Source organism: Cellulomonas sp. (genome assembly GCF_036279715.1).
Lineage (GTDB): Bacteria > Actinomycetota > Actinomycetes > Actinomycetales > Cellulomonadaceae > Cellulomonas_A.
Genome location: NZ_DASUIR010000051.1, coordinates 1 through 15,254 on the forward strand (window position 1 = coordinate 1; position 15,254 = coordinate 15,254).

The window sequence follows — 15,254 nt, forward strand, 5'->3', positions numbered from 1 at the left end:
GTGCCGGAGATCCTGACGGCCCTGGCCGCGCGCGGGACGGGCCGGGCGTGAGTCCGTCGCGCCCCCGGCAGCCGTTGCCGGGACGTCCTGCTCGACCGCGGCCGGCTCCGCCGCGTGTCGCGCCTCCCGCCGCCGACCCACCCCGCACCGGGGCGACTCCGGCGGCAGCCGGACGGGTTCCGCCGCCGGCTGTCGCGCCGCTGCGCGTCCCGAAGAGCAGCGAGGCAGCGCCGAGGACGGGAGCGACACCGGCAGCCGGGCGCTCCACGCCTGCGCCAGGGCATCGCAAGGCCGTCGCGAACGCACGCGGTGCTGCCCGCGGGGCAGGCCCGGGCCGGGACGTCGCCGCGCTGCTCGAGCCGTCGGTCACGACGTACGCGGCCGGACGCGGTGGTGGCGTCGTCCCGGTGCGTCCGTCGGTCGTGTCGACCGGTTCGGCAGCCCGGTTCGCTGAACGGGCGCGGGCGCGGCGCACCATCGCGCGTCGGCAGGTCCTCGGCGTCGGCGGCGGTGTGGTCGGGATCGCCGCGGTCGGCTGGCTCCTCTTCGTCTCACCGGTGCTGGCGCTCGATCCGCACGACCTCACGGTGACGGGGGCGGGCACGGTCGTGGCGGTCGACCAGGTGGCCGCCGTCGTGGCCGCGCGCGCGAACACCCCGTTGCCGCGACTGGACACGGTCGGCCTGCGCGACGCGGTCCTCGAGGTGCCTGGGGTGCGCGAGGCGCGCGTGACCCGCCACTGGCCGCACGGCATCGTCGTCGAGCTGGTCGCGCGCGAGCCGGTCGCGGCCGTCCCGGAGACGGCGCTCGCCGACGCGGCGGCACCGGCCGCGGGGTTTGCGCTGCTCGACATGGACGGGGTGCAGGTCGGTCGCGTCGACGCGGCGCCCGCCGGACTGCCGGTCGTCGACGTGCCGGTCGGGGACAAGCACGCGCTCGCGGCGGTGCTCTCGGTGCTCGAGGCCCTGCCGGCCGACCTCCTCGCGGAGGTCGGGCAGGTCTCGGCGCAGACCCAGGACACCGTGACGATGCAGCTCCGGGACGGTGCGAAGGTCGAGTGGGGGAGCGCCCAGCAGGCTCCCCTCAAGATCGCGGTGCTCCAGGCGCTGCGCAAGGCTCCGTCGAGCGCGGGAGCGCACGTCTACGACGTGTCGGCGCCGACGCTCCCGGTCACGAGATGACACGAACCGCCGCGCTGGGGTCTCGCGACACGCCCGGCGCGCAAGGATCTCGCCGACACGCGCGGCGCGGTCGTTGCTCCTGGGCCCTGGCGCACCTAGCGTCACGCAGTGACACCATCTGACATAACTATAACCCTCTAGTTGAGGGTGAAGGTTCCACCGGCCGGCACGGCGTGTCGAGCACGGCCCCGGCAGCACCTGGCGAAGAACGAGAGGCACCCATCGTGGCAGCTCCGCAGAACTACTTGGCGGTCATCAAGGTCGTCGGCATCGGCGGTGGCGGGGTCAACGCCGTCAACCGGATGATCGAGGTCGGGCTCAAGGGTGTCGAGTTCATCGCGATCAACACCGATGCCCAGGCGCTCCTCATGTCCGACGCGGACGTCAAGCTCGACGTCGGTCGCGAGCTGACGCGCGGGCTCGGCGCGGGCGCCGACCCCGAGGTCGGGAAGCGCGCCGCCGAGGACCACACCGACGAGATCGAGGACGTCCTGCGCGGGGCCGACATGGTCTTCGTCACGGCCGGCGAGGGCGGCGGCACCGGGACCGGCGGCGCGCCCGTCGTCGCGCGGATCGCCCGCTCGCTCGGTGCTCTGACGATCGGTGTCGTCACGCGTCCGTTCACGTTCGAGGGTCGGCGCCGCTCGGTCCAGGCCGACACCGGCATCGAGTCGCTGCGCGCCGAGGTCGACACGCTCATCGTGATCCCGAACGACCGGCTGCTGTCGATCTCCGACCGGTCGGTGTCGGTGCTCGACGCGTTCCACTCGGCCGACCAGGTGCTCCTCTCGGGGGTCCAGGGCATCACGGACCTCATCACGACGCCGGGCCTGATCAACCTCGACTTCGCCGACGTCAAGTCCGTCATGCAGGGCGCCGGGTCGGCACTCATGGGTATCGGCTCGGCCCGCGGCGAGGACCGTGCGGTCCAGGCTGCCGAGCTCGCGATCTCCTCCCCGCTCCTCGAGGCGAGCATCGACGGCGCGCACGGCGTGCTGCTCTCGATCCAGGGTGGCTCGGACCTCGGCCTGTTCGAGATCAACGAGGCCGCGCGCCTGGTCCAGGAGGCCGCCCACCCCGAGGCCAACATCATCTTCGGTGCGGTCATCGACGACGCGCTCGGCGACGAGGTCCGCGTCACGGTCATCGCCGCCGGGTTCGACGGCGGCGCGCCGCTCACCCGCCGTGAGGGACGTGGCCTCGGCCAGGTCAGCGGCTCGACGTCGGTCCCGCGCCAGGCGACCGCGCCGTCGGTCCCCTCGCACGCGGTCTCGCAGCCGCGCCCGGTCGACCCCGACGACGACCTCGTGCGGGTCGGTTCGGCGGCGTCGAACGGTGCCACGTCGCACCCGGGCTACAGCGGTGGCGTCCCGGCGTTCCTGTCGAGCGACCCGGAGGCCGCCCCGGAGACGGGTCAGCTCGAGGTGCCCCGCGTCGTCGACGCGGACCCGTCCGCGCGTCGCGTGAGCGACGACCTGGACATCCCCGACTTCCTCAAGTAGCCGTGCCGGGGGCCCCGGGCGCGCTGCCCGTCGTCGAGGTCGACCTCGGGCCAGGGGTCCGTGCGGGGTTCACGACCCGGTCGGGCGGCGGCAGCGTGCCGCCCTGGGATGCGCTCAACCTCGGGCTCGAGGTCGGCGATGCCACCAGGTCCGTCCTCGCCAACCGTGAGCTCGTCGAGCGCTGGGTCGGCGCCCGTGTCGCGTTCGCCTCGCAGGTGCACGGCGCGGACGCCCGGGTGCTGGCCGGTCCACCTGCACCCTCGGCCACGTCCGTCGGGCTCTACGACGCGCTCGTCTCGACCTCGTCGTCGGTCGCCGTCGCCGTCCTGGTGGCCGACTGCGTCCCGATCCTGCTGGCGGACGTCGAGGCAGGAGTCGTCGGTGCCGTCCACGCGGGGCGACGCGGGCTCCTGGCGGGCGTCGTCCAGTCCGCCGTCGAGGCGCTCGTGGGCGCCGGGGCGCGGCGTGACCGGCTGCGTGCGGTCGTCGGTCCGTCGATCAGCGGCGCCGCCTACGAGGTGCCCGAGGCCATGCGTGACGAGGTCGCAGCCGAGCTGCCCGAGACCTGGGCGACGACGGCGTGGGGCACACCCGCCCTCGACCTCCCGGCCGGGGTCACGGCAGTGCTCGCGCGCGCGGGCGTCGAGGACGTCAGGTGCCTGGGCATCTGCACGACGACGGACGACAGGTTCTACTCTCACCGCCTGGCCCAACGCCACGCCGGCACGACGGGCCGGTTCGCCGGGGTCGTTCGCCTGGAGGGGTGAACTCGACGCAATCCGGACTGCCCGTGCGTGTCGCGACAGGTGTGCCGACCGGCGTTGCTAGCGTGATTTCGCTGGGAGTATCTGTACGGGATGGGGAGACCGCGATGGCCGGAGCACTGCGCAAGACGATGCTGTACCTCGGCCTTGCCGACGACCGGGGCGAGCACGACGAGTACGTGGACGAGTACGACGACCAGGAGGCAACGGTGCCGCACGAGTTCGAGGCTCAGGTCACGCCGCTGCACCGGCCGGTCGCGCGGGTTGCGGACCCGGCGCCCATGACCGGTGAGCTGCGGCGGATCACGACGATCCACCCCCGTTCGTACAACGACGCACGCAAGATCGGCGAGGCGTTCCGTGAGGGCACGCCGGTCATCATGAACCTCTCGGACATGGACGACGCGGACGCCAAGCGTCTCGTCGACTTCTCGGCCGGTCTGATCTTCGGTCTGCACGGCGCGATCGAGCGGGTCACCAACAAGGTGTTCCTGCTCTCGCCGTCGCACGTCGAGATCATCGGCGAGGAGCCCCCGCCGGCTGCCGAGCCGGCACGCCCCGGATTCTTCAACCAGAGCTGACACGTGCGCCTGATCATCGAGATCCTGCGCCTGGTCGTCCTGGCGTTCTTCTTGCTGCTGCTCGTGCGGCTCGTGCTGGACTGGGTGCAGTTCTTCGTCCGAGACTGGCGGCCGAGCGGGCCTGTCCTGGTCGTCGCCGAGGCGACGTACACGGTGACCGACCCGCCGTTGCGGTTCCTGCGCAGGCTGCTGCCGCCGCTCGCGATCGGCAACGTGCGCCTTGACCTGGCGTTCCTCGTCCTGATGCTGCTCTGCTCGTTGCTGCTGTCCGTTCTGGCCTGATTCGCCCCCAGATGCACACCTGGTCGAGCGGCCAGACGTGCGCGTGAGGCAGGTCCGAGAGATGCGAATGTCCTGGCGGGTCGCGTGCGAGACCGCCAATGTCCGCTACCGTGAGCCGAGGCGGTCGGTGACTGCCCACCGGCTTGACCAAGCTCGACCGAAGAGGTGACGACGATGGCACTGCTGACCGCAGACGACGTCCTGAACAAAAAGTTCCAGGCGACGAAGTTCCGCGAGGGTTACGACCAGGACGAGGTCGACGACTTCCTCGACGAGGTCGTCAACACTCTGCGATCCGTTCAGGGTGAGAACGACGACCTCAAGACGAAGCTCGCCGCGGCGGAGCGGCGCATCGCCGAGCTCAGCCGGGCGGGTGCCCAGCAGGCGGCCCCGGCCGCCAAGCCGGAGCCCGTGCATGAGCCCGAGCGCGTCGTGTCTCCGGCGGTCGTCGCGCCGGCGCCCGTCGTGGTCGCCCCCGTCGCTCCGCAGCGGACCAACGAGCCGGAGTCGGCCACGGGGATGCTGGCACTCGCGCAGAAGCTGCACGACGACTACGTCCGCAGCGGCCAGGAGGAGAGCGACCGGCTCATCTCCGAGGCCAAGTCGCAGGGTGCGCGCATCGTCCGCGAGGCCGAGGAGACGTCGGCCCGCACACTCGGTCAGCTCGAGCAGGAGCGGTCGCTCCTCGAGCGCAAGATCGACGAGCTGCGCGTCTTCGAGCGCGACTACCGGACGCGCCTGAAGAGCTACCTCGAGAACCTTCTCGGCGACCTCGACAACCGCGGCAGTGCGCTCCCGCCGCGCAGCGGGCAGAACGCGCAGCCGTCCGGTGACGGCGCGCGGATCTGATCGACCGACCGACCAGCAGTCACCTCACGACACACCACGCAGGTTCGTCCTGCGTGGTGTGTTGTGTCATGTCACCGGGTCACCTACCCTCACGTGACTCCCACAGAGAGGGTGCTCGTGACCATCAACGACTCGCTCAGCGCTGAGCCAGGCGCTTTCGACCTGCCGGACCTCGCCAAGGCGGTCCGTCAGTTCCCGGTCCGTGACGGCGAGAAGCCATGGACCGCCCGGGAGGTCCGGGCGATCGCCGACGAGCTCATCGGGCATGTGCGCCGACTCGGCTCCGAGCTCGCGTCCGCCGACGCCGACCTCTCCGAGCTCCTGCGCAACTCCGGCGACGGGGCGGGCGACGATCAGGCCGACTCGGGTTCGAGCGCGCTCGAGCGCGAGCAGGAGCTCACGCTCGTCAACAACACGCGCGACCTTCTCGTGCAGTCCGAGCACGCGCTGACGCGCATCGCCGCGGGGACCTTCGGGACCTGCGAGTCGTGCGGCAAGGCGATCGGCAAGGCGCGCGTCCAGGCGTTCCCTCGCGCGATCCTCTGCGTCGAGTGCAAGCAGCGCGAAGAGCGTCGCTGACGCGCCCGTAGACTTCTCCTCGATGTCGTCCATGCCAACAACTGAGCTGACCGTTGCCCCGAGGCGGGACGGTCCACGTCGTCGACTGGTCGTGCTGGTCGTCGTGCTCACTGCGGGTGTGCTCCTGGTCGACCAGGCGACCAAGGTGTGGGCGTTGGCGAACCTCCTCGAGACGGTCCGCCGCCCGTTGCTGGGCGACCTGCTCGGGCTGAGGCTCGTGTTCAACCCCGGCGCGGCGCTGTCGATCGCTACGGGCATGACGTGGGTCCTCACGCTCATCGCGTGCGCGGTCGTCGTGGTCGTCGTGCGGGTGTCGCGGCGCCTGGGCTCGACCGGCTGGGCCATCGCCCTCGGGCTGCTGCTGGGCGGCGCGCTCGGCAACCTCGTCGACCGCCTGACCCGGGAGCCCGGCATCGCTCGCGGTCACGTCATCGACTTCATCGCCTACGCCAACGTCTTCGTCGGGAACGTCGCGGACATCGCCATCGTCACGGCCGCAGGTCTGGTCGTGATCCAGGCGCTGCGCGGCGTGCGGCTCGACGGGACCCGTGAGCACGCCGAGCCCAAGCCCGAGGCGCCCGGAGCCGATGGCTGACACGCGATCGCTGCCCGTGCCGGACGGCCTCGCGGGGGAGCGCGTCGATGCCGGCCTGGCACGCCTCCTCGGCCTGTCGCGCACGGCGGCGGCGGAGCTGGCCGCCGCCGGAGCCGTCCGGGTCGACGGGCGCGAGCTGGGCAAGTCCGACCGGCTCGTCGCCGGCGCGTGGCTCGAGGTCGACCTGCCCGACCCGGCGGACCGCGCACCGGCTGTCGTTCCCGAGCCGGTCCCCGGGATGCGCATCGTGCACGACGACGAGGACGTGGTCGTGGTCGACAAGCCCGTCGGCGTCGCAGCGCACCCGTCGCCGGGCTGGACCGGTCCGACGGTGGTCGGCGCGCTCGCCGCAGCCGGCTACCGGATCTCGACGTCGGGGTCTGCGGAGCGGCAGGGCATCGTGCACAGACTCGACGCGGGCACGTCCGGGCTCATGGCCGTCGCGAAGAGCGAGCACGCGTACACGGTGCTGAAGCGTGCCTTCAAGGAGCGCACGGTCGAGAAGGTCTACCACGCGCTCGTGCAGGGCCACCCGGAGCCGACGACGGGCACGATCGACGCGCCGATCGGGCGGCACCCGAGCTCGGACTGGAAGTTCGCGGTCGTCGCGGACGGCAAGCCGTCGGTGACCCACTACGAGGTGCTGGAGATGCTCCCGGCGGCGTCGCTCGTCGAGGTCCACCTCGAGACCGGCCGTACGCACCAGATCAGGGTGCACTTCGCGGCGCTGCGCCACCCGTGCGTCGGCGACCTGATGTACGGCGCGGACCCGGCCCTCGCGGCTCGCGTGGGCCTGTCCCGGCAGTGGTTGCACGCGATGCGGCTGGGGTTCACCCATCCGTCGACGGGGTCCTGGATCGAGCTGACCAGCCAGTACCCGGACGATCTCGCCACGGCCCTCGAGACGTTGCGCGACGGGTACCGGTAGGCCGGCGCCGGCGGCAGACATGTCGGCGGGGCGACCTAGACTGGCCCGCATGGCACCGGCTGGAGGATCCGACTTCGTTCACCTCCACACGCATACCGAGTACTCGATGCTCGACGGCGCCGCCCGCATCGAGGACCTGCTGACCGAGGCCGAGCGGATCGGCCAGAAGTCGCTCGCGATCACCGACCACGGCTACCTGTTCGGCGCCTTCGACTTCTGGTCGCGTGCCCGCGCGCACGGCATCAAGCCGATCATCGGCATCGAGGCGTACGTCACGCCGGGCACGAGCCGCTTCGACCAGACGCGCATCAAGTGGGGCGAGGCGCACCAGGCGTCCGACGACGTGTCGGCGCGCGGTGCGTACACGCACATGACGCTGCTGTCGCGGACGACCGAGGGCATGCACAACCTGTTCCGGATGTCGTCGCTGGCCTCGCTCGAGGGTCAGATGGGCAAGTGGCCGCGCATGGACCGCGAGCTGCTCAGCCGCTACTCGGCCGGGCTCATCGCGTCGACGGGCTGCCCGTCCGGCGAGGTGCAGGTGCGGCTGAGGCTGGGCCAGTTCGACGAGGCCGTGCGCGCTGCGGGCGAGCTCCAGGACATCTTCGGCAAGGAGTTCTTCTACGTCGAGCTCATGGACCACGGCCTCGACATCGAGAAGCGCGTCATCAAGGACCTGCGCCGGGTCGCCGAGGTCATCGGCGCCCCGCTCGTCGCGACGAACGATCTGCACTACACGCGCCACGAGGACTCGAAGGCCCACGAGGTGCTGCTGTGCGTGCAGTCGGGCTCGACCCTGGCCGACCCGGACCGGTTCAAGTTCGACACCGACCAGTTCTACCTGAAGACGTCCGAGGAGATGCGGCGCACGTGGGCCGAGGTCCCCGAGGCGTGCGACAACACCCTGCTGATCGCCGAGCAGTGCGACGTCGAGTTCAACACCGACGCCAACTTCATGCCACGGTTCCCGGTCCCGGCCGGGGAGGACGAGGACTCCTGGTTCGTCAAGGAGGTCGAGACCGGCCTGCGCCGCCGCTACACGTCGGGCATCCCGGAGCCGGTGCGGGTCCAGGCGGACTACGAGGCCGGGGTCATCACCCAGCTCGGGTTCTCGGGGTACTTCCTCGTCGTCGCGGACTTCATCAACTGGGCCAAGGCGCAGGGCATCCGCGTCGGTCCGGGGCGCGGGTCGGCGGCCGGATCGATGGCGTCGTACGCGATGGGCATCACCGAGCTCGACCCTCTCGAGCACGGCCTGATCTTCGAGCGCTTCCTCAACCCCGAGCGCATCTCCTGGCCCGACGTCGACGTCGACTTCGACGAGCGTCGACGCGGTGAGGTCATCCGGTACGTCACGGACAAGTACGGCGAGGACCGCGTCGCACAGATCGTCACGTACGGAACGATCAAGGCGAAGCAGGCGCTCAAGGACGCCTCGCGCGTGCTCGGCTTCCCGTTCGCCATGGGCGAGAAGCTCACGAAGGCGATGCCGCCGCCCGTCATGGGCAAGGACATCACCCTCGCCGGCATCTACAACCCGGACGACTCCCGCTACGCCGAGGCGGAGACGTTTCGTCAGGTCGTGCAGGCCGATCCCGACGCGCAGCGCGTGCTCGAGACCGCGCGCGGCCTCGAGAACCTCAAGCGGCAGTGGGGCGTGCACGCCGCAGGCGTCATCATGTCGAGCGAGCCGCTCATCGACATCCTGCCGATCATGCGCAGGCCGCAGGACGGCGCGATCATCACGCAGTTCGACCAGCCGGGCGCCGAGGCCCTCGGGCTGATCAAGATGGACTTCCTCGGCCTGCGCAACCTCACGATCCTCGATGACGCGCTCGAGAACATCGAGATGAACGGCAAGCCGGCCATCCGCATCGAGGACGTCGCGCTCGACGACGCCGCGACCTATGAGCTGCTGAGCCGCGGCGACACGCTGGGCGTCTTCCAGCTCGACGGTGGGCCGATGCGGTCGCTGCTGCGCCAGATGCGCCCCGACAGCTTCGAGGACATCTCGGCCGTCATCGCGCTGTACCGTCCGGGCCCGATGGGCATGAACTCGCACATCAACTACGCGCTGCGCAAGAACGGCCTGCAGAAGGTCGAGCCGATCCACCCCGAGCTCGAAGCGGCGCTCGAGGACGTCGTCGGCATCACGCACGGCCTGATCGTCTACCAGGAGCAGGTGCAGCGCGCCGCGCAGAAGCTCGCGGGGTACACCCTGGGCCAGGCTGACCTGCTGCGCCGGGCGATGGGCAAGAAGAAGCAGTCGATCCTCGACAAGGAGTTCGTGCCGTTCCAGGCCGGCTGCCGCGAGCGCGGCTACTCCGACGGGGCGATCCAGGCGGTCTGGGACGTGCTGGTCCCGTTCGCGGGCTACGCGTTCAACAAGGCCCACTCGGCGGCCTACGGCGTCGTCTCGTACTGGACGGCCTTCCTCAAGGCGAACTACCCGACCGAGTACATGGCCGGCCTGCTCACGTCCGTGCGCGACGACAAGGACAAGTCGGCGCTCTACCTCGGCGAGTGCCGGCACATGGGCATCACGGTGCTGCCGCCCGACGTCAACTCGTCGTCCGCGAACTTCCGAGCCGTCGGTCACGACATCCGGTTCGGCCTCACCGCGGTGCGCAACGTGGGCGCGAACGTCGTCGACGCGATCGTGCGGACCCGCGAGGCCAAGGGCGAGTTCACGTCGTTCACCGACTTCCTCGACAAGGTCCCCGCCGTCGTCTGCAACAAGCGCACGATCGAGTCGCTCATCAAGGCCGGGGCCTTCGACTCCCTCGGGCACGGACGGCGCGCGCTGCTGCTCGTACACGAGCAGGCCGTCGACTCCGTCATCGGCGTCAAGCGCAAGGAGGCCGAAGGTCAGTTCGACCTGTTCGCGGACCTGCTGGGCGACGACGACGCGTCCGGGGGCTTCTCGGTGACGATCCCCGACCTGCCCGACTGGGACAAGAAGCAGAGGCTCGCGTTCGAGCGCGAGATGCTCGGACTGTACGTTTCGGACCACCCGCTCTCGGGCCTCGAGCACGTGCTGTCGGCCGCGGCCGACGTCTCCATCGCAGCCCTCCTGGCCGACGAGGCGCGGCCCGACGGTTCGACCGTCGTCGTCGCCGGGCTCATCACGTCGCTGCAGCGCAAGATGTCCAAGCAGGGCAACCCGTGGGCCGCGGTCACGATCGAGGACATGGAGGGCTCGGTCGAGATCATGTTCTTCGGCGAGACCTACCTCGCCTACTCGACGGTGCTCGCCGAGGATGCCGTGGTCGTCGTCCGAGGTCGGGTCCGGCGGCGCGACGAGACGATGCAGCTGCAGGCGATGGAGGTGTCTCTGCCGGACATCACCGCGGTCGCGGATGCCCCGATCACCGTCTCCATGCCCGTGTCGCGATGCACCCCACCGGTCGTCGAGCGACTCCGTGAGGTGCTGTCGACGCACCCCGGGGTGACCGAGGTGCACCTGCGCCTCACGAGCCCCGGCCGCGCGACGATCATGCGGCTCGATGAGGGTCTGCGCGTCGAGCGCTCACCTTCCCTGTTCGGGGACCTCAAGGCGCTGCTCGGCGCCGGCTGTCTCCAGGCGGGCTGACGTGCCCGGTCGGACCGAGCGGACCTGGGCTCCCTCGTGCTTGCGCTGACCGCCGACCAGCTGGTCTTCGTCGAGGATCGCCACCTCGCGACGCTCACGACGCTGCGCGCGGACGGCTCGCCCCATGTGGTCCCTGTCGCGTTCACGTGGGACGCCGTGGCGGGCCGTGCCCGCATCACGACGAAGGGCACCTCGACCAAGGCCCGCAACGTCGAACGTGCCGCGGCCGGCGGGGAGACCGCACGGGCCGCCCTGTGCCAGTTCGACGGCCGACGGTGGCTGACCCTCGAGGGGAGCATCACGCTGTCGCGAGACCCGGCGGACGTCTCCGAGGCGGTCGACGCGTACGCGGTTCGCTACCGCCGGCTCGAGTTCCAGCCCGAACGGATCGTGCTGCACCTCGGGGTCGACCGGGTGATGGGCACGGTCCGGTAGTCCTCAGCCGACGACCGACCGGACTGGCCCGTTCGGCTGGTCCACGACCACGACGTCCCCGCGCCGCAGCTGGCGCCCGCGCCGGAACTCCGCCTCACCGTTGACGCTCACGACCCCGTCGTCCAGCAGCTCGCGCGCCTGCGCTCCCGACTCGGCGAGACCCGCGAGCTTGAGGAACTGGCCGAGTCGGATCGACTCGTCGGAGATCGACGTGACGTCGTCGGGCAAGGGAGAAGGTGTGCTCATGAGCACAGTGTCGCGGACGGCAGGCCGTGGCGTCGGCCTGGGTCATGTCGCGGCGTCCATGAGCCCGCACAGGGCCGAGGGTCGGTCGGTAGACTGGGGCCCGTGATCTCTCGGATCGACCTGCGCGGTCGCACCCTGTCCCGCCGCGAGCTGCTCGCGGCCCTCCCGCGCGCCGAGGTGGACGTCGAGGCCGCCACCGCGACGGTCGCGCCGATCCTCGCCGACGTGCGCGCACGCGGCGCTGCGGCGCTGCGGGACCTCGCCGAGCGGTTCGACGGCGTCCGGCCCGAGCACCTTCGCGTGCCCACGCAGGCGATCACCGCAGCTGTGGATGCGCTTGACCCGCACGTGCGCGAGGCCCTCGAGGAGACGATCCTGCGGGTGCGGACCGTCCACGCGGCGCAGCGCCCGGCACCCTTCACGGTCGACCTCGCGCCCGGTGCGCAGGTCCGACAGCGCTGGATCCCGGTCCGCAGGGTCGGGCTGTACGTGCCCGGCGGCCTCGCGGTCTACCCGTCGTCGGTCGTGATGAACGTCGTCGCCGCCCAGGAGGCCGGCGTCGGCTCGCTCGCCGTCGCGTCGCCCCCGCAGAAGTCCGCCGGCGGGCTGCCCGACCCGGTCGTGCTCGCGACGTGCGCGCTGCTCGGGATCGACGAGGTGTACGCGGTGGGCGGTGCGCAGGCCGTTGCGATGTTCGCCTACGGTGCCGCAGGCAGCGACGACATCGACGGCGAGACGCTGTGCGAGCCGGTCGACGTCATCACGGGCCCCGGGAACGTGTGGGTGGCGGCGGCCAAGCGGCTCGTGCGCGGTGTCGTGGGCATCGACGCCGAGGCCGGGCCGACGGAGATCGCGATCCTGGCCGACGGTGGCGCCGATGCCGGCCACGTCGCGTCCGACCTCGTCTCGCAGGCCGAGCACGACCCGCTTGCGGCAGCGGTGCTCGTCACGCCGTCCGTCGAGCTCGCGGAGGCGGTCGAGGCGAAGCTCGCCGACCGCGCCGCGGCGACGCGCCACTCAGCGCGCGTCCAGACCGCACTGTCCGGGACCCAGTCGGCGATCGTGCTGGTCGACGACCTGGAGGCCGGCCTTGAGGTCGTCAACGCGTACGGGGCGGAGCACCTCGAGATCCAGACCGCCGATGCGGCGGCCCTCGCGGAGCGCGTCACGAGCGCGGGCGCCATCTTCGTCGGGCCCTACTCGCCCGTGTCCCTCGGGGACTACATGGCCGGGTCGAACCACGTGCTGCCGACGGGCGGCTGTGCGCACTTCGCGAGCGGCCTCGGCGTGCACTCGTTCGTCCGGGCCGTCCAGGTCATCGAGTACGACGCCGCCGCCCTCAAGGAGGTCACGGACCGGATCGTCGCGTTCGCCGACGCCGAGGGTCTGCCGGCGCACGGCGAGGCCGTCCTCGCCCGGTTCTGACGACTGGCCGCCACGCCGTCAGGGCCAGGGTTCGGGACACGACGAGCGTCAGCCGACGCCGAGCACGAACGGGTGCACGGCGGACGCCCCCGCACCCCGCAGGAGCCTCGCCGCGACCGTCAGGGTCCACCCGGAGTCGGTGCGGTCGTCGACCAGCACCACGGAACGGCCGGGGAGCCCGGCCGCGGCCGCGGGGGCCAGGTCGAGCTCGAGCCGTTGCGTGACGCCCGCCAGTCGTTGCGCGGAGTTGACGTCGTGCCGACCCGGCGCGGACCCGGGCGCGGGGCGCACCGAGCCGACGACGGGCACCCCGAGCTGGCGCGCGACCCCCTCGGCCAGGTGGCGCACGAGGCCCGGTCGCGTCGTCGACTCGACGACGACCACGCCGGCGGGCGCGGGCATCGGGTTCCAGGCGGCCAGCACGTCGAGCACGGGCTGACGCAGCGCGACGGGCAGCTCGTCGACCTGCGCGTCGGGGCTGCCGGTCGGCGCGAACAGGTCGCGCAGCAGCCCTCCCCAGCCGATCCCGTCGAGACGTGCGACGGCGCGTCCGCTGGACGCCGCCTCGTCGGAGGCGATCCGGCCACGGAGCTCCACCCCGAGCGTCGCCATCCCTGACGGCCACATCGTGCGCGTCGTGACCTCGAGGCCCGGCACCGCGAGGCGCTCTCGGGCCGCCGTGACCTCGCGCTCGTCGGGTACCGCACCCGCGGTCGCACCGCCGCAGCGGTCGCATCGCCCGCACCGCCACGCGACGCCGCCGGGGCCCTCGAGCTCGGGGTCGTCGAGCGCGTGGCGCAGGAAGGCCATCCGGCAGTCGTCGCCGCGCACGTAGTCGACCATCGCCTGCTGCTCGGCCTGGCGCGCGGCGGCGACGCGCTCGTAGCGGTCCGTGTCGTACTGCCATGGCTCGCCGGTCGACTGCCAGCCGCCCTTGACGCGGTGGACCGCGCCGTCGACGTCGAGCACCTTGAGCATGAGCTCGAGTCGGTTGCGGCGCAGGCTGACGTGTGTCTCGAGAGCGGCCGTCGAGAGCGTGCCGTGGGCGTCGAGCGCGGCGATCGCGGCACGCACCTCGGTCTGCGGTGGGAAGGCCATCGACGCGAAGTAGTCCCAGATCGCACGGTCCTCGCGGCCGGGGAGCAGGACGACCTCGGCGCGCTCGGTCGCGCGACCGGCCCGCCCGACCTGCTGGTAGTAGGCGATGGGCGACGGCGGCGCGCCAAGGTGCACGACGAACGCGAGGTCGCCCTTGTCGAAGCCCATCCCGAGCGCCGAGGTCGCGACGAGGGCCTTGACACGGTTCGCGAGCAGGTCCGCCTCGGCGGCCTCGCGCTCGGCCGGGTCGGTCTGCCCGGTGTACGCGCGGACGTCGAGCCCGACGCCTCGCAGGTGCTCGGTGACCTGCTGGGCCGCGGCGACCGTGAGGCAGTACACGATGCCCGAGCCGTCGATGCGGGGCAGGTTGTGCGCGAGCCAGGCGAGCTGGGCCGACGTGTCCGGCAGCTGGGCGACCGACAGGTGCAGGCTCTCGCGGTCGAGGGTGCCGCGCAGCACGAGGACGTCCTCGAGGCCCGCCCCGGCCGTCCCGTCGGCCCGGTGCGCGGTGACGGCCAGCTGCTCGGCCACGTCTGCCGTCACGCGCGCGTTCGCAGTCGCCGTGGTGGCCAGCACCGGGATGCCGTCGGGCAGGTCAGCCAGGAGTGTGCGGATGCGCCGGTAGTCCGGGCGGAAGTCGTGCCCCCAGTCCGAGATGCAGTGCGCCTCGTCGATCACCACGAGGCCGGCGTCGGCCGCGAGACGCGGCAGCACCTCGTCGCGGAAGCCGGGGTTGTTGAGCCGCTCCGGGGAGACGAGCAGCACGTCGACCTCTCCCGCGGCCACGCGCGCGTGCACACCGTCCCAGTCCGTGACGTTCGCCGAGTTGATCGTCTCCGCGCGGATGCCGGCGCGCGCCGCGGCTGCCACCTGGTTGCGCATGAGGGCGAGCAGCGGCGAGATGATCACCGTCGGTCCCGACGGCGGCCCGCCCGCGGCCCCGGCGCGCAGCAGTGCGGTCGCGACGAAGTACACCGCCGACTTGCCCCATCCCGTCCGCTGCACGACGAGCGCACGGCGGCGGTCGGCCACGAGCGCCTCGACCGCGAGCCACTGGTCCTCGCGCAGCTCGGCGTCGTCGCGACCGACGAGCGCGCGCAGCGCGACCTCGGCCTGTGCGCGCAGGGCCGTCCGGTCAACCGCCACGCCGGTGGGCGCGACGGCGTCGAGCGAGGGAGGGGTCATCCGTCGATCGTA

14 protein-coding genes are annotated in these 15,254 nt (G+C 71.9%); 12 read left to right on the forward strand and 2 right to left on the reverse strand.

The genetic code is table 11. From position 1 onward, the window contains the following. The first annotated feature begins 407 nt into the window (after positions 1–407). From VFW79_RS05570 to VFW79_RS05620, 11 genes are all read left to right on the forward strand, one after another. Positions 408–1,181, forward strand: coding sequence for a cell division protein FtsQ/DivIB (locus VFW79_RS05570; RefSeq protein WP_329676328.1), 774 nt, complete (start codon positions 408–410; stop codon positions 1,179–1,181). Between the two features lie 224 nt (positions 1,182–1,405). Continuing rightward, positions 1,406–2,683 (forward strand): cell division protein FtsZ, encoded by a 1,278-nt coding sequence (ftsZ, locus tag VFW79_RS05575; protein WP_329676329.1) that lies wholly within the window; start codon positions 1,406–1,408, stop codon positions 2,681–2,683. 2 nt (positions 2,684–2,685) lie between these two features. Further along, complete coding sequence (locus VFW79_RS05580) at positions 2,686–3,450, forward strand: polyphenol oxidase family protein (protein ID WP_329676330.1); 765 nt, start codon at positions 2,686–2,688, stop codon at positions 3,448–3,450. Between the two features lie 104 nt (positions 3,451–3,554). Beyond that, entirely contained in the window at positions 3,555–4,028 is a 474-nt protein-coding gene (locus VFW79_RS05585) for a cell division protein SepF (protein ID WP_329676331.1), read from the forward strand. A gap of 3 nt (positions 4,029–4,031) precedes the next feature. Then, positions 4,032–4,310 carry a YggT family protein gene (locus tag VFW79_RS05590; protein WP_329676332.1) on the forward strand — a complete coding sequence of 93 codons (279 nt, stop codon included), beginning with the start codon at positions 4,032–4,034 and terminating at the stop codon, positions 4,308–4,310. A 174-nt stretch (positions 4,311–4,484) separates the two neighbouring features. Continuing rightward, a complete protein-coding gene (locus VFW79_RS05595) occupies positions 4,485–5,159 on the forward strand; it encodes a DivIVA domain-containing protein (protein WP_329676333.1) in 675 nt (224 codons plus the stop codon). A 162-nt stretch (positions 5,160–5,321) separates the two neighbouring features. Then, positions 5,322–5,738 (forward strand): TraR/DksA family transcriptional regulator, encoded by a 417-nt coding sequence (locus tag VFW79_RS05600; RefSeq protein WP_414647888.1) that lies wholly within the window; start codon positions 5,322–5,324, stop codon positions 5,736–5,738. 31 nt (positions 5,739–5,769) lie between these two features. Then, positions 5,770–6,333 carry a signal peptidase II gene (gene lspA / locus VFW79_RS05605; protein WP_329676334.1) on the forward strand — a complete coding sequence of 188 codons (564 nt, stop codon included), beginning with the start codon at positions 5,770–5,772 and terminating at the stop codon, positions 6,331–6,333. Further along, on the forward strand, positions 6,326–7,261 hold the full coding sequence (locus VFW79_RS05610; RefSeq protein WP_329676335.1) for an RluA family pseudouridine synthase: 936 nt from the start codon (positions 6,326–6,328) through the stop codon (positions 7,259–7,261). Before lspA ends, VFW79_RS05610 begins: the two co-directional genes overlap by 8 nt. 49 nt (positions 7,262–7,310) lie before the next feature. Then, positions 7,311–10,853: a DNA polymerase III subunit alpha gene (gene dnaE, locus VFW79_RS05615; protein ID WP_329676336.1), complete on the forward strand. Its 3,543-nt coding sequence runs from the start codon at positions 7,311–7,313 to the stop codon at positions 10,851–10,853. A 36-nt stretch (positions 10,854–10,889) separates the two neighbouring features. Further along, positions 10,890–11,288, forward strand: a complete 399-nt coding sequence (locus VFW79_RS05620; RefSeq protein WP_329676337.1) for a pyridoxamine 5'-phosphate oxidase family protein — start codon at positions 10,890–10,892, stop codon at positions 11,286–11,288. Positions 11,289–11,291: 3 nt separating this feature from the next. On the opposite strand, the gene VFW79_RS05625 is transcribed toward VFW79_RS05620, so the two are convergent. After that, positions 11,292–11,534 carry an RNA-binding S4 domain-containing protein gene (locus tag VFW79_RS05625; protein ID WP_329676338.1) on the reverse strand — a complete coding sequence of 81 codons (243 nt, stop codon included), beginning with the start codon at positions 11,532–11,534 and terminating at the stop codon, positions 11,292–11,294. 102 nt (positions 11,535–11,636) lie between these two features. Here VFW79_RS05625 and hisD point away from each other — a divergent pair, with 102 nt between their 5' ends. Further along, positions 11,637–12,959, forward strand: a complete 1,323-nt coding sequence (hisD, locus tag VFW79_RS05630) for a histidinol dehydrogenase (protein WP_329676339.1) — start codon at positions 11,637–11,639, stop codon at positions 12,957–12,959. A gap of 48 nt (positions 12,960–13,007) precedes the next feature. On the opposite strand, the gene VFW79_RS05635 is transcribed toward hisD, so the two are convergent. Next, positions 13,008–15,242: a RecQ family ATP-dependent DNA helicase gene (locus VFW79_RS05635; RefSeq protein WP_329676340.1), complete on the reverse strand. Its 2,235-nt coding sequence runs from the start codon at positions 15,240–15,242 to the stop codon at positions 13,008–13,010. Positions 15,243–15,254: the final 12 nt, after the last annotated feature.

Excerpts from the sequence above, each read along its gene's own strand:
- VFW79_RS05585 (WP_329676331.1), top strand. The coding sequence starts at position 3,555 with ATGGCCGGAGCACTGCGCAAGACGATGCTGTACCTCGGCCTTGCCGAC.
- VFW79_RS05595 (WP_329676333.1), top strand. The coding sequence starts at position 4,485 with ATGGCACTGCTGACCGCAGACGACGTCCTGAACAAAAAGTTCCAGGCG.
- lspA (WP_329676334.1), top strand. The coding sequence starts at position 5,770 with ATGCCAACAACTGAGCTGACCGTTGCCCCGAGGCGGGACGGTCCACGT.
- VFW79_RS05610 (WP_329676335.1), top strand. The coding sequence starts at position 6,326 with ATGGCTGACACGCGATCGCTGCCCGTGCCGGACGGCCTCGCGGGGGAG.
- dnaE (WP_329676336.1), top strand. The coding sequence starts at position 7,311 with ATGGCACCGGCTGGAGGATCCGACTTCGTTCACCTCCACACGCATACC.
- VFW79_RS05625 (WP_329676338.1), bottom strand. The coding sequence starts at position 11,534 with ATGAGCACACCTTCTCCCTTGCCCGACGACGTCACGTCGATCTCCGAC.
- VFW79_RS05635 (WP_329676340.1), bottom strand. The coding sequence starts at position 15,242 with ATGACCCCTCCCTCGCTCGACGCCGTCGCGCCCACCGGCGTGGCGGTT.